Source organism: Cellulomonas sp. NEAU-ZC6, from assembly GCF_056844425.1.
The window spans coordinates 188,428-201,580 of sequence record NZ_JBXFYH010000004.1 but is presented as its reverse complement, the minus strand read 5'-3'; the positions used below and the strand labels follow the sequence as shown (position 1 = coordinate 201,580).

Here is a 13,153-nt window from a genome sequence, read left to right as displayed (position 1 = left end):
TGCCGGGCACCGGCGCGGCCGGCGCGTCAGGAGGCGGGCGGACCCAGCAGCCGGGCGCCGAGCGCCGTCAGCACGGCGTCGATGGGGTTGACGTACGTCAGCCCGGTGCCATTCTCGCCCCCGGTCTCCGAGCCTGCAAAGAGCAGGCCCAGGGCCACGCCGTCGGCGCGGTAGACCAGCGAGCCGGAGTCGCCGCCGCGGGAGAACGGGCCGGTGCCGGTGGACTCGACCTCGATCTGGTCGTCGAACCGCAGCTCCCCCAGCTCCTCGCCGTAGCCGACCACGACCTCGTCCAGCTCGATCGCCGTGACCCGGCCCTGCGTGACGGCGGTGGTCCGCCCGATCTTGGCCACCTGCTCGCCGCCCACGGCGACCGCCGTGGTGGTGATGGCGCCGACCGGGTACGTCGGGTCCACCTCGGGGTCGTCGAGCAGGGCGACCGCCGCGTCGACGGTGCCGACCCGACCCGGGGCCAGGGGCACGGTGGCGGCGAGCACGCCGACGCGGTCGGCCGGTGCCGTGCCGCCGTCCGCGGGGCCGGGCTGCAGGACGGCGTCGCCGGCGTGCGCCCGGGGGGAGCCGGCCAGCACGTGGTAGTTCGACAGGGCGTGCACCGCGCCGTCGACGGTGACGAACGCACCGAGGGTGCCCGCGCTGACGTCCACGTGCGCGATCGAGACGCCGGGGCGCAGCGGGCGCACCCGGCCCGTCTCCCCGAGCGCCTGGGCCGTCACGACCGGCGGGCGGGGCGCGGGGACGGTCCGCAGCGGGCGGATCCGCCCCGTGCGCCGCACGTCGGCCGCGGGTCCGACCTGCTCCGCCACCCGTCGCGCGACGCTCCGGACGCCGGGCAGACCCAGCCGGTACCGGACCGCGACCCCGTACGAGCCGTCGGTGCGCGGTGCGAGGCCGAGCGCGACGGCCGCCCGGCCGGGCTCGCCGTCGTCCGCCGCCGCGGCGACCACGCCGTGCTGCGCGAGGTCCTGCAGGTAGCCGACCAGCTGCTGCTTGAGCCGGCGTGCCTCGTCCTGGTCCATGCGTCCTCCCCCGGGGCCGGGCCCTCGGTGGCCGGCGGACCCATGGTCACGCCGACCACCCACACGGGCCGCACGGGCCCGGTGCGCCTCAGGCCGCGGGGGGCGGGGTGCGGCCGTCGTAGCGCTCGACGACCTCGCGGTGCGAGGTGTTCGCCCGCTGCCGGGTCAGGACCAGCGCGAGGATCAGCGCGAGCACGCCCGCGCCCATGCAGATGTACCCGATCACCGTGAGGTCCACGTTCGCCAGGTTGTCGCTCACGCCGAACGCGAGGACCGCGCCGATCACGATCAGGACGATGCCGCCGCCGATGCCCATGCCGGACTCCTTCCACCGCCCGGGGCCGGGGTGCCCGGGTCTGAGCACCGAGTCTGGCGGCGACGCCCTGATCACGCGCGTCGAGCGCCGTACCCGCCCGAACGGGTGACGGCACCGGCGCGCCGCCCGGGCGCGCCGCCGCGCGTGCGACGATGCCGCGTGCCCGATGACCGGAGCCTCCCCGCGGGGTCGCCGAGCCGTCGCGGGACGCGGTGGCTGCTCGTCACCTTCGTGCTGCTCGTGGCGGCCGCCGCCGTCGGTGGCGCCGAGCTCGTCGTGGGCGTCCCCGTCGCCCTCGCCTGGGCGGGCGTGGTGCTGGTCGTGCTCGGCATGACGGCCGCCGTCGTGACGACCGTCGTCGTCTCGCGGGACACCGGCACGTCGGTCCCCCGGACGCTCGGGCGGGCGCTGCTGGCCCCGTTCCGGTTCCTGCTCGAGCTGCCCTGAACGACGACAACCCCGGGGTCGCGCAACCGTACGGTCGTGCAACCCCGGGGTTGTCCAGGTGGCTTGCTCAGCCCAGCGCCTCCGGCAGCGGCGGCAGGTCGTCCCCGCTCAGGCCCAGCACGTGCTCGCCCAGGAAGGCGTCGACCACCTGGTACCAGACCTTCGCGTGCTGCGGCGTCAGCACCCAGTGGTTCTCGTCCGGGAAGTACAGGAACCGGTGCGGCGTGCGGCCGTCCTCGTCGGCCGGCAGCGCGGACCGGGACAGCAGCTCGTACCAGAGCCGCAGGCCCTCGCCGACCGGGACGCGGTAGTCCTTGTCGCCGTGCACGACCAGCATCGGGGTGCTGATCTTCTCGACCGACAGGTGGGGGGAGTTCGCGAGCGCCATCTCCGGCGTCATCTCGCGCTCCCAGTAGAACGCGTGGTCGGTGGTCGGCCCGAACTGGTCGAGCGCCCACAGGCTGGCGTGCGTGACGATCGCCCGGAACCGGTCGGTGTGGCCGGCGACCCAGTTGGCCATGTAGCCGCCGAACGACCCGCCCATCGCGCCCGTGCGCGAGGCGTCGACGTCGGGTCGGGCCTCGGCCGCGTCGGTGACGGCCATCAGGTCGGTGAACGGCGCCGCGCCCCACGCACCCCAGCCGCGCTGGACGAAGTCCTGCCCGTAGCCGGTCGACAGCGCCGGGTCGGGCAGCAGGACCGCGTAGCCGCGCGCGGCCATGATCCACGGGTTCCAGCGCCACGACCACGCGTTCCAGGAGCCGAGGGGACCACCGTGGATCCACAGCAGCAGCGGGGCCGGGGACGCCGCGGACGCGCCCTCGGGCAGCGCGAGCCAGGCCCGGACCTCGGCGCCGTCCTCGGCCGTCGCGGTCACCTCCGTGAGCGTGCCGGGCAGCTCCGGCAGCGGGGCCGGGGCCGGCAGGGCCACGGCCTCGACCGGCGCGCCCGACGCGAGCGCCGCCGCCAGGTCGATCCGCACCGGGTGCGCGGGCGCGGCGTAGGACGTGCGCAGCGCGTAGAGCGTCCGCCCGTCCGGGCTCAGCCGCAGGTCGCCGAACACGGCGTCGTCGGCGGTCACGCGCGTGACCGCGTCGGTGCCCAGCGCCACGTGGAAGACCGGCCCCCGGCCGAGGTCGTCGGTCTGCACGAGCAGGCCGGCACCGTCCCGGGTCCAGACGACCTCGTGCGGCCAGCGGTCCCAGCCGGCGGCCACGCGGGTGCCGGGGCCGTCGCCCTCCAGGTCCGCCACCCAGAGCTCGACCCGCGGTGCGGCGGTCGGGGTGCTGATCGTCTCGCGGGCGTAGGCGACGCGACGGGAGTCCGGCGAGACGACCGGCGCGGACAGGTCGGCAGCCGTGTCGTCGACCAGGACCCGGCGGGTACCCGTCGCGACGTCGATCGCGACCAGCTGCTGGCGGAGCGCGCCCCGCGCGCCCGGCCGGGTCCAGGACGTGACCAGGGTGCGGCCGTCCGGGGACAGCACGGCGTCCTGGTGCTGCAGCGCGGGGCCGGCGTCGGGTGCGAGGTCCCGCAGCTCCAGGCGCGGCGCGGGGGCACCGGCCCCGGGCGCGGCCGCCGCGGTGGTCACGGTGGTGAGGTCGGCGGCGAACAGGTGCGGGGCGGCCGGGCCGAGGTCGTGGTCCCAGTACCGCACCGGGTACGACGTGTGCAGGATCGCGGCCACCTTGGTGTCCTTGCGGACCCCGAGCAGGCGCTCGTCCTCGGCGTCGTCCGCGGCGCCCGGCAGGACGTCGGACGCCAGCACGACGACCGGGGCGTCCTCGGCGACGACGACGCCGTCGATCCCGGCCCGGCGGCTCGCGACGACGCGGGCCTCGGCGCCGTCGGCGGGCAGCAGCCAGAGCGCGGCGGGCTGGTCGTCGTCCGGCTCGGCGTCGGCGTCGGGCCGGGCCGACGTGAACAGCAGGTCGCCGGTGGCCGCGAACCGCGCGGCGGACTCGCCCTTCGCGGAACGGGTCAGGCGGCGCGCGGGGCGGTCCCCGGCGGGGTCGACCTCCCACAGCGCGGTGACGTACCTGGTGCGCTTCGCGTCCAGCGTCTGCACCGCGGTGACGAGGCGGGTGCCGTCCGGGGACAGCGCCAGCCCGGACACCCGGGGCAGCGCGACGTAGGCGTCGAGGTCGTGGAAGGGGGTCGGTGGCGGCGTGGGCTCTGCGGCGGCGTCAGTCACCCCGCCGTCCTATCACGGCTCGAGGCGCTCGGTGCCGGCGTCGGGGGCAGGGCGGTCCGCGGCGGGCCGGGCCGGGGCGCCGTCGCGCGAGGCGAGCCGCGCGAGCATGGCGTTGTACTCGTCCATCTCGACGTCGCCGTCCCGCTCGACCTTGCGGTCGCGACGCCGCGCGGTGCGGTCGTCGTCCCGGGACCAGGCCAGCGCCACGCCGACGGCCAGCGCCAGGGTCGGCAGCTCGCCGATGCCCCAGGCGACGCCGCCGCCGCGCTGCTGGTCCTCGATCGCCGACGGGCCCCACTCGCGGCCCAGCAGCCCGAACCAGTCCGGGACGAGCAGCACGTCGCCGGTGGTCAGCGCGACGCCGAAGAACGCGTGGAACGCCATCGTCGCGAACAGCAGCAGCAGCCGCTGCGGGTAGGCGGGCCGGGTCGGGCCCGGGTCGATGCCGACCAGCGCGTTGACGAACAGGTACCCCGCGAGGGAGAAGTGCACGACCATCGCGTAGTGCCCGACGCCGGAGCTCAGCGCCCAGGCGAACACGTCGGTGTAGTAGAAGACGATCATCGAGCCGGCGAAGTTCACGGCGGCCACGACGGGGTTCGCGAAGAACCGCCCGACCCGGCTGTGCACCAGGCCGAGCAGCCACTCCCGCGGGCCCCGCGACCCGTCCGGGCCGCCGCGTGCCGCGCCGCCGGAGCGCGCCGCACGCGCGGGCAGCGCCCGCAGCGCCAGGGTGACCGGGGCGGACAGCGCCAGCAGCACCGGGATCACCATCGCCAGGATCATGTGCTCGACCATGTGCGCGCTGAACAGCACGTGCCCGTACATCGCCGGGCCACCCGACGTGGTCCAGAAGAACAGCAGCATGCCGACCGTCCACGAGGCGGTGCGGGCCCAGGGCCACGCGTCGCCGCGGCGGCGCAGGCGCAGCACCCACCGCCAGTAGACGACCAGGCCGGCCACGGCGGCGCACGCGAGCAGCACGTCCCAGCGCCACTGCGTGATCCAGCTGAGCGTGGTCGGCTCCGGGGGCAGCGGGTGACCCGTGACGATCTCGGCGGGCGTGGGGTCCGCGATCGGCTCGTCGGGGACCGGCGGCGGGGACGAGCCCAGCGCCACGGCCACGCCGGACACGGCGCCCATCACGGTCAGCTCGACGAGCGCCAGGCGCCAGAACAGCCAGGTGGCGGGCGTCCGCTCGTCGCCGCGCAGCCGGTCGACCACCCGCAGCCGGTGCGCGAGCCCGAGCAGCCCCAGCACCCCGAACAGGACGATCTTGACCAGCAGCAGGACGCCGTACCGGGTGCCGAGGTCGGACCAGGAGCCCAGACGGACCACCGAGTTCACCGTGCCCGACACCGCGACGGCGGCGAAGCACCAGGCCGCGATCACCGAGAACCGCGCGACCGCCGGCGCCAGGTCCGGGCCGAGCCGGTGCGCCAGCGGGGACAGCGCGAGCAGAGTGCCGATCCAGAGCGCGGCACCGACCAGGTGCAGGAACATCGACGAGGTCGCCAGGTCGTGGCTGGCCGCGCCGGCGGCGTGCCCGGTCTGCGCGGACTGCCACAGGGCCACCAGGACGAGCAGGGCGGTCCAGGCCGCGCCGACCGGCGACGTCGTCATGAGCGCGAGCGCGGTCACGACCGCGGCCGCGACGGCCACGAACAGCAGGACGCGCCCGAGCTCGAACTGGGTGACGAACTGGCCGAGCTCCCCGCCGAACGCGGGGTCGGTCAGCGGCAGGCCGGCGACGTTCGCGTAGGTGAGCACGAGGTCCACCACCGCTGCCAGCGTCCACACCGCGGCCGCGAGGGCGGTGATCCCCGACGCAGCCCGCACGACCGCGCCGTCCGACCGGCGCACCAGCACCGTCGCGAGCAGCACGAGACCGCCGAGGGTCGCCGAGGCGGCCAGCTCGGAGGCCGTCGACGCGACTGGCAGGCCCCAGCGCACCAGGGCGCCGGGGTCGCGCAGCGCGGTGGGCGCCGCCGCGCCGGTGAAGGCCATGCCCGCGACGACCGCCGCCAGCGCGGCGACGGCGAGCGCGGCCAGACGTGCCGGCCCCCCCGAGCGCCCGGGGCCCTCGGGGGTGCGGCCGGTGCGCGCCGGGCGCGGTCCGGCGGGCACCCGCGGTGCTGCGACGCTCGGGGCCATCAGTCCTCCGTCCGGCCGTCCTTCGAGCGGCGGCGCTCGCGCACGACGAACCAGGTGATCGCGGCGACGGCGAGCACCGCGACGACGACCGCGGCGACCGCGCCCGCCGCGAGGCCGGCGCCCTCGTCCTCCGCGAGCTCCTCGGCGTCCGAGACGGTCGTCTCGGGGGACGGCTCGACGGCCTGCGTGCTGCTGGTCGGCTCGCCCGTCGGCTCGATCGGCTCCGGCGTGACCGGCGCGGTGACGGCCGGGGCGGCGCCCGCGGTCGCGGTGAAGGCGAGCTCGCCGGACAGCGGGTGGCCGTCGGCGGAGGTGACGCGCCACTGCACGGTGTAGGCGCCGGCGGGCAGGTCGGCGGCGAGCGCCTGGGCGACCGTGTCGTCCACCAGCTCGGCGTCACCGGTGCTGACCGTGGCCCCGTCCGGGCCGAGCACGACGATCTCGGTGCCGAGCGCCTGCGCCGGCTGGTCGAAGGTCAGGGTGATGTGCGTCGGCGGGGTGGCGACGGTGCTGCCGTCCGCCGGGTCCGTCCCCAGCAGCGAGTTGTGCGCCGAGGCGTGCGGCGCGACGACCAGGAGCGCGGCGAGCGCCAGCAGCAGGGCGGCGAGCACGGCGAGCGCGCGGCCGGCGGCCGTGGACGCTGCGGGCGGCGCGGCGGCGCGGGCACGGGCGGTCGCGCGGCGGGCGGGAGGGGCGGGCACGTCGTGCTCGGAGGACATCACTCCCCCATCATCACCCGGGCGGCGAGCGGTCCGCGCCCGGGGTGGCGGGGATCACCCGGGCCCTGCGGGCACCGTGGGCCGGGGGCGTGGGCGGCGTCGCGGCACGAGGTCGTCACTTCAGCGCGAGGTCGTCAGGTGCACGTGACGACCTCGCACGGAAGTGACGACCTCACCGCTGCGGGGCGGGTGGCACGGGGGACTGGTGCCGACGGGCCGGCGGGGTGCGTGTCGGTGGGCGGGGGGACAGTGGTGCGGGACCGGCCCTGTGGACAACCGCGGTCGCCGGCAGCGGCGCCCCTAGGGTCGAGGAGGTGAGGACCCCGATGCTCGCCGACCTGGACCCGAGCCGGCGACCCCGCGAGCGGATGCTGCGCCTGGGCGCCGACGCGCTCTCGGACGTCGAGCTCGTCGCGCTGCTGCTCGGGTCCGGACGCCGGGGGTCCAGCGCGCTCGACACCGCGCACGAGCTGCTCGTGGCGCACGGCGGGCTGACCGGGCTGGCGCGGGCGGGCCTCGACGACCTGCTGCGCACGCCCGGGGTCGGGCCGGCCAAGGCCACCCGGGTGACGGCCGCGCTCGCGCTGGCCCGCCGGTTCGGCTCGTCGAGCGACCGGCGCGAGACGGTCCGGACGCCGGCCGACGTGGCACGGCTCGCCGCCCCGCTGCTGCGCGGACCGGCCGACGGGCGCGTGGTCGCCGTCGCGGGCGACCGCGCCTCGCGCCTGCTCGGCGCGGTGGTCGTGCCGGGCGCGGCCGCGCACGCGACCCCGTTCGCGGTGCGGGAGGTGCTGGCCGAGACCCTGCGCCGGGGCGGCGTCACCGTCGCGCTCGCGCACCGGCACGACGCGGACGACGCGAGCCCGCACGCGGTCGACCTCGCCGTCACGGAGGCGGTCGCCGACGCCGCGGCGCACTGCGGGGTCCGGCTGGTCGACCACCTCGTGCTGGCGGGCGGGGCGTGGACCAGCGTCACCACCGGGCTGCCGGTGCGGGCAGGATGAGCGCGTGACCCACCCGCCCCTGATCCGGATCGCCGCCGCGGTCATCGTCGACGACGCCGGGCGGTGGCTGCTGGTCCGCAAGCGCGGCACGGCCGCGTTCATGCAGGCCGGCGGGAAGATCGAGCCCGGCGAGCACCCGCGCGACGCGGTGGTCCGGGAGGTCGCCGAGGAGCTGGGCGTCGTCGTCGGCCCGGCGCGGGTCCGCGACCTCGGCGTGCGGGACGCCGCCGCCGCGAACGAGCCCGGCCACCGGCTCGAGGCGCACGTGTTCGCCGTCGAGGGCGTCACGGACGCGGTCGCCGCCGCCGAGATCGCCGAGGCGGTCTGGGTCACCCCGGCCGAGGCCGCCCTGCTGCCGCTCGCCCCGCTCACCGTCGACCTGCTGGCGCAGGCGGCCGGCCGGGGCGCGGCCTAGGGTCGGGGCATGGCCCGATCCATCGCGACGAACCGCACCGTCGACCTGCCCGAGCTGCTCGACTTCGTCCGGCCGCGGCACCACCTGCTGCTGGTGACCACGCGGCGCGACGGCCGCCCGCAGGTGTCGCCGGTGAGCGGCGGCGTGGACGAGCAGGGCCGCATCGTCGTCTCCACCTACCCGGGCCGCGCGAAGACGGTCAACGCCGAGCGCGATCCCCGGGTGTCCGTGGTCGTGCTGTCGGACGACTGGAACGACGCGTGGGTGCAGGTCGACGGCGACGCGGAGGTGCTGCACATGCCCGAGGCCGAGGACGCGCTGGTCGACTACTACCGGTGCATCGCCGGCGAGCACCCGGACTGGGACGAGTACCGCGCGGCGATGCGGGTGCAGGGCAAGAGCCTGATCCGCGTGACGCCGACCCGGTGGAGCCCGATCGCGACCGGCGGGTTCCCGGCCGACGTCGCGGCGCGCCTGGACGGCTGACCGCGCCGGACCGCCGGGCCGCCGGGATCCGCGCCGTCAGCCCCAGACCAGCGCCTGCGCCGGGTCCTCGAGCACCGCGGCGACGTCCGCCAGCACCTGCGAGCCGAGCGCGCCGTCCACCAGGCGGTGGTCCATGCTCAGCGCGAGCGTGGTGACGTGCCGGATCTTGACCTTGCCCTTGTGCACCCACGGCTGCTCGCGGATGACGCCGAACGCGAGGATCGCGGCCTCGCCCGGGTTGAGGATCGGCGTGCCGGTGTCGATGCCGAACACGCCGACGTTCGTGATGGTGATCGTCCCGTCCGCCATGTCGCGCGGGGTGACCTTGCCGGCGCGCGCCGTCGCGGTCAGCCCGGCGAGGCCCTGGGCCAGGTCGTGCAGCCCGAGGCGGTGGGCGTCCTTGATGTTCGGCACCACCAGGCCGCGCGGGGTCGCCGCGGCGATGCCCAGGTTCACGTAGTGCTTGTAGACGATCTCCTGCGCCGCCTCGTCCCAGGACGCGTTCACGTCCGGGTGCCGGTTGACCGCGAGCAGCAGCGCCTTGGCGGCGATGAGCAGCGGCGTGACGCGGACGTCGGCGAACTCGCGGTTCTGCCGGAGCTTCGCGACCAGCTTCATGGTGCGCGTGACGTCGACCGTCTGGAACACCGTGACGTGCGGGGCGGTGAAGGCGGAGGTGACCATCGCCTCGGCGGTGCGCTTGCGGACCGACTTCACGGGCACGCGGGTCTGCCGGCCGTCGGGCGAGACGGTGCCGGACGCGAGCCACGGCTGGTCGTCGCCGGGGTAGGTGGCCAGGGTGCGGGCCTCGGAGCCGGCCTGGTGCGCCAGCACGTCCTCGCGGGTGACGATCCCGCCGGGGCCGGTCGGCACGACGGAGCCCAGGTCGATGCCGAGGTCGCGGGCCAGCTTGCGCACCGGCGGCTTGGCCAGCGGCCGACCGCCGGTCGCGGCGGCGGGCTCGCCGGTGGGCGTCGCACCCGGCCGCACGGCAGGCGCGGCGGGCGCAGGGGGCGCGGCGACCGCGCGGCCGGGCGCGGGCTGCGGGGCACCCGCCTCGGGGTCGCCCTCGGCGGAGGTGAAGCGCGCGCGACGGGCCGTCGGGGCCGCCGCCGTGCCGTAGCCGACCAGCACGGCGCCGCCCGGCTCCTCCGTCGCGCCCGCGGGCTCGGCCGCGGGCGCCTGCGGCCGGTGGGCCGGGACGGGCGCCGACTGGATCGGGTCCGCGTCGGACGTCGGGCCGTGCACCGGGACCTCGGGCCCGGCACCCGGTGCCGCGTCGGCGGGGGCGTCGCCGGCCGGGTCGGTGTCGATCTCGATGATCGGCGTGCCGACCTCGACCGTGTCGCCCTCGGCCACCAGCAGCCGCGTGACCACCCCGGCGAACGGGCTGGGCAGGTCCACCAGGGACTTCGCGGTCTCGATCTCCACGATCGTCTGGTTGATCGCCACGGTGTCGCCCACGGCGACGTGCCACGCGGCGATCTCGGCCTCGGTCAGGCCCTCGCCGGCGTCGGGGAGGCGGAACTGCTGGTAGGACGGCACGAGCGGTGCTCCTCGGGTGGTGCGGGGTCGGGTCAGTGCGCGAGCACGCGGTCGACGGCGTCCAGGACGCGGTCCAGACCGGGCAGGTACTCGTGCTCCAGCTTGGCGACGGGGTACGGCGTGTGGAACCCGCCGACCCGCAGGACGGGCGCCTGCAGGTGGTAGAAGCACTCCTCGGTGACCCGGGCGGCCACCTCGGCGCCGGTGCCGTACAGCACGGGCGCCTCGTGCACGACGACGCAGCGGCCCGTGCGGCGCACGGACTCCGCGACGGTGGTGATGTCCAGCGGCGAGATCGCGCGCAGGTCGACGACCTCGACGCTGCGCCCCTCGGCCGCCGCCGCGTCGGCGACGCGCAGCGCCGTCGTGACGGTCGGCCCGTGGGCCACGAGCGTGACGTCCGTGCCGGACCGCAGCACGCGCGCGCCGTCCAGCGTGGACGGCGCGGCGAGCGGGTCGGCGTCGGTGTCGACGTCGCCCTTCTCCCAGTACCGGCCCTTGGGCTCGAAGAACATCACGGGGTCCGGCGACGCGATGGCCTGCTGGATCATCGTGAAGGCGTCCTGCGGGTCGGACGGGCTGACCACGCGCAGGCCGGCCGTGTGCGCGAACAGCACCTCCGGCGACTCGCTGTGGTGCTCGACCGCCCCGATGCCGCCGCCGTAGGGCACCCGGATGACCACGGGCAGGTTCAGCCGGCCGCGGGACCGGTAGTGCATCTTCGACAGCTGGGTGGTGATCTGGTCGAACGCCGGGAAGATGAACCCGTCGAACTGGATCTCGCAGACCGGGCGGTAGCCGCGCAGCGCGAGACCGATCGCGGTGCCGACGATGCCGGACTCCGCGAGCGGCGTGTCCACCACCCGGTCGGCGCCGAAGTCCTTGGCCAGGCCGTCGGTCACGCGGAACACCCCGCCGAGGGCGCCGATGTCCTCGCCCATGAGCATGACCTTCTGGTCGCGCTCCAGGGCCTTGCGCATGCCCGTGTTGATCGCCTTGGCGAACGTCATCCGCTGGCTCACTCGTGACCTCCCGAGAACGACGCCTCGTAACGCTCGAACCAGGCACGCTCGGCGTCCACCACGGAGTGCGGCGTCGCGTAGACGTGCTCGAACATCGTGCTCGTGGCCGGCCGGCCGAACGACCGGACGGTGGTCCGGACCTTCTCGCCCAGGGCGTCGGCCTCGGCGGCCAGCTCGGCGCGGAACGCCTCCGGCAGCTCGCCGGTCGCGGCCAGGTGCGCCTCGAGCCGGTCGATCGGGTCGCGCCGGCGCCAGTAGTCCTCCTCGGCGGAGGACCGGTAGCGGGACGGGTCGTCGGACGTGGTGTGCGCGCCCATCCGGTACGTGAACGCCTCGATCAGCGTCGGGCCGCCACCGGTGTGCGCGCGCTCGAGCGCCTCGGCCGTGACGGCGTAGCACGCGAGCACGTCGTTGCCGTCGACCCGCACGCTCGGGACGCCGAAGCCGGGGCCGCGGGCGGCCAGCGGCACGCGGGCCTGCCGGGTGGTCGGTTCGGAGATCGCCCACTGGTTGTTCTGCAGGAACAGCACGACGGGCGCGTTGTTCACCGCGGCGAACACGAGGGCCTCGTTGACGTCGCCCTGCGAGGTCGCGCCGTCGCCGAAGTACGTGACGACCGCGGTGTCCCGCTCGGGGTCCCCGGTCCCGACCAGGCCGTCGCGCTGGACGCCCATCGCGTACCCGGTGGCGTGCAGCGTGTGCGAGCCGATCACCAGCGTGTAGAGGTGGAAGTTGAACTCCTCGGTGTCCCAGCCGCCGTGGTCGACGCCGCGGAACAACCGGAGCACCTCGGTGAGCTCCAGGCCGCGGGTGTGCGCGACGCCGTGCTCCCGGTAGGACGGGAAGACGTAGTCCTGCGGGGCCAGCGCCCGGCCGGAGCCGACCTGCGCGGCCTCCTGGCCGAGGGACTGGGCCCACAGGCCGAGCTCGCCCTGCCGCTGCAGCGCGGTCGCCTCGGTGTCGAACCGCCGCACGAGCACCATGTCGCGGTAGAGACCGCGCAGCGCGCCGGGGTCGAGGTGGGCGACCCGGGGGCCGTAGTCGGGGTGGTCGACGCGCTCGCCCGCGGGGGTGAGCAGCTGGACCAGACCGTCGTCGGTGAGCGGACCGCTGGGGCTCACGCGGTACTCCTTCGAGCTGGGGATGCCCTCGGTGTCCTCGGGGGCCGGTCGAACCTACGCCAGCGTAGGCTACGCAACCGTAGGTCCCGCCCCGGGGTCCCCGTCAAGGCGGGCCCGCCCCCGTTGTGCACACCCGACAACCCCCGCCCCGCCCGCGGGTGCGCGCCGGGACCCGGCTCGCAGCGAGGCAGCGGGCCCGGGGACGACGACGGCCCGCCGCCCCGGGCGGGGACGACGGGCCGGCGGCGAGGTCAGCGCTGGGGGAGGCGGACGACCTCGACGAAGAACTCGTCGATCTGCCGCACGACCTCGATGAACCGGTCGAAGTCGACCGGCTTGGTGACGTAGGCGTTGGCGTGCAGCGAGTACGAGCGCACGACGTCCTCCTCCGCCTCCGAGGTGGTGAGCACGACGACGGGGATGCTGCGCAGCTGCTCGTCGCTCTTCATCGCCTCCAGGACCTCGCGCCCGTCCATCCGGGGCAGGTTCAGGTCGAGCAGCACCAGGTCCGGGGTCGGGGCGTCCGCGAACTCGCCCTCCTTGCGCAGGAAGGTCAGGGCGCTGACGCCGTCGGAGACCACCTGCAGGCGGTTGACGACCTTGTTGTCCTCGAAGGCCTCCCGGGTCATGAGGACGTCGCCCGGGTCGTCCTCGACGAGCAGGACGTCGATGACCTTGCTGCTGCGTGCCACG

General features: G+C 76.1%; 13 protein-coding genes. 4 read left to right on the top strand and 9 right to left on the bottom strand.

Annotated features, from left to right (window positions below; genetic code table 11):
- Positions 1-26 precede the first annotated feature (26 nt).
- Both AC1050_RS16955 and AC1050_RS16950 read right to left on the bottom strand, forming a co-directional pair.
- A complete protein-coding gene (locus AC1050_RS16955; protein WP_482388581.1) occupies positions 27-1,037 on the bottom strand; it encodes a chymotrypsin family serine protease in 1,011 nt (336 codons plus the stop codon).
- An 88-nt stretch (positions 1,038-1,125) separates the two neighbouring features.
- Positions 1,126-1,353: a DUF6458 family protein gene (locus AC1050_RS16950; RefSeq protein WP_482388580.1), complete on the bottom strand. Its 228-nt coding sequence runs from the start codon at positions 1,351-1,353 to the stop codon at positions 1,126-1,128.
- 159 nt (positions 1,354-1,512) lie between these two features.
- On the opposite strand from AC1050_RS16950, the gene AC1050_RS16945 reads away from it, so the two are divergent.
- Positions 1,513-1,800 carry a hypothetical protein gene (locus AC1050_RS16945; protein ID WP_482388579.1) on the top strand — a complete coding sequence of 96 codons (288 nt, stop codon included), beginning with the start codon at positions 1,513-1,515 and terminating at the stop codon, positions 1,798-1,800.
- Positions 1,801-1,867: 67 nt separating this feature from the next.
- Here the strand turns inward: AC1050_RS16945 and AC1050_RS16940 are convergent, their stop codons facing one another.
- Genes AC1050_RS16940 through AC1050_RS16930 form a run of 3 tightly spaced genes read right to left on the bottom strand, consistent with a single transcriptional unit; the run spans position 1,868 to position 6,867 of the window.
- A complete protein-coding gene (locus tag AC1050_RS16940) occupies positions 1,868-3,994 on the bottom strand; it encodes a S9 family peptidase (protein ID WP_482388578.1) in 2,127 nt (708 codons plus the stop codon).
- A 12-nt stretch (positions 3,995-4,006) separates the two neighbouring features.
- Positions 4,007-6,148 carry a bifunctional copper resistance protein CopD/cytochrome c oxidase assembly protein gene (locus tag AC1050_RS16935; RefSeq protein ID WP_482388577.1) on the bottom strand — a complete coding sequence of 714 codons (2,142 nt, stop codon included), beginning with the start codon at positions 6,146-6,148 and terminating at the stop codon, positions 4,007-4,009.
- Complete coding sequence (locus AC1050_RS16930; protein WP_482388576.1) at positions 6,148-6,867, bottom strand: copper resistance CopC family protein; 720 nt, start codon at positions 6,865-6,867, stop codon at positions 6,148-6,150. The genes AC1050_RS16935 and AC1050_RS16930 overlap by 1 nt, the downstream gene beginning before the upstream one ends.
- 314 nt (positions 6,868-7,181) lie before the next feature.
- Between AC1050_RS16930 and AC1050_RS16925 the strand changes: the two genes are divergently transcribed.
- The 3 genes from AC1050_RS16925 to AC1050_RS16915 are packed head-to-tail and all read left to right on the top strand — an operon-like array spanning position 7,182 to position 8,772.
- Complete coding sequence (locus AC1050_RS16925; RefSeq protein WP_482388575.1) at positions 7,182-7,871, top strand: JAB domain-containing protein; 690 nt, start codon at positions 7,182-7,184, stop codon at positions 7,869-7,871.
- A 4-nt stretch (positions 7,872-7,875) separates the two neighbouring features.
- Positions 7,876-8,286, top strand: a complete 411-nt coding sequence (locus tag AC1050_RS16920; protein WP_482388574.1) for an NUDIX hydrolase — start codon at positions 7,876-7,878, stop codon at positions 8,284-8,286.
- Between the two features lie 9 nt (positions 8,287-8,295).
- Complete coding sequence (locus tag AC1050_RS16915) at positions 8,296-8,772, top strand: PPOX class F420-dependent oxidoreductase (protein WP_482388573.1); 477 nt, start codon at positions 8,296-8,298, stop codon at positions 8,770-8,772.
- 36 nt (positions 8,773-8,808) lie between these two features.
- Here AC1050_RS16915 and AC1050_RS16910 read toward each other — a convergent pair whose 3' ends face one another.
- The 4 genes from AC1050_RS16910 to AC1050_RS16895 all read right to left on the bottom strand — a co-directional run bounded on the left by AC1050_RS16910 (position 8,809) and on the right by AC1050_RS16895 (position 13,152).
- A complete protein-coding gene (locus AC1050_RS16910; protein WP_482388572.1) occupies positions 8,809-10,317 on the bottom strand; it encodes a dihydrolipoamide acetyltransferase family protein in 1,509 nt (502 codons plus the stop codon).
- A 32-nt stretch (positions 10,318-10,349) separates the two neighbouring features.
- Positions 10,350-11,327, bottom strand: a complete 978-nt coding sequence (locus AC1050_RS16905) for an alpha-ketoacid dehydrogenase subunit beta (protein ID WP_482388708.1) — start codon at positions 11,325-11,327, stop codon at positions 10,350-10,352.
- Positions 11,328-11,335: 8 nt separating this feature from the next.
- Positions 11,336-12,460 carry a pyruvate dehydrogenase (acetyl-transferring) E1 component subunit alpha gene (gene pdhA / locus AC1050_RS16900; protein WP_482388571.1) on the bottom strand — a complete coding sequence of 375 codons (1,125 nt, stop codon included), beginning with the start codon at positions 12,458-12,460 and terminating at the stop codon, positions 11,336-11,338.
- Between the two features lie 251 nt (positions 12,461-12,711).
- On the bottom strand, positions 12,712-13,152 hold the full coding sequence (locus tag AC1050_RS16895; protein WP_482388570.1) for a response regulator: 441 nt from the start codon (positions 13,150-13,152) through the stop codon (positions 12,712-12,714).
- Between the last annotated feature and the right edge of the window lies 1 nt (position 13,153).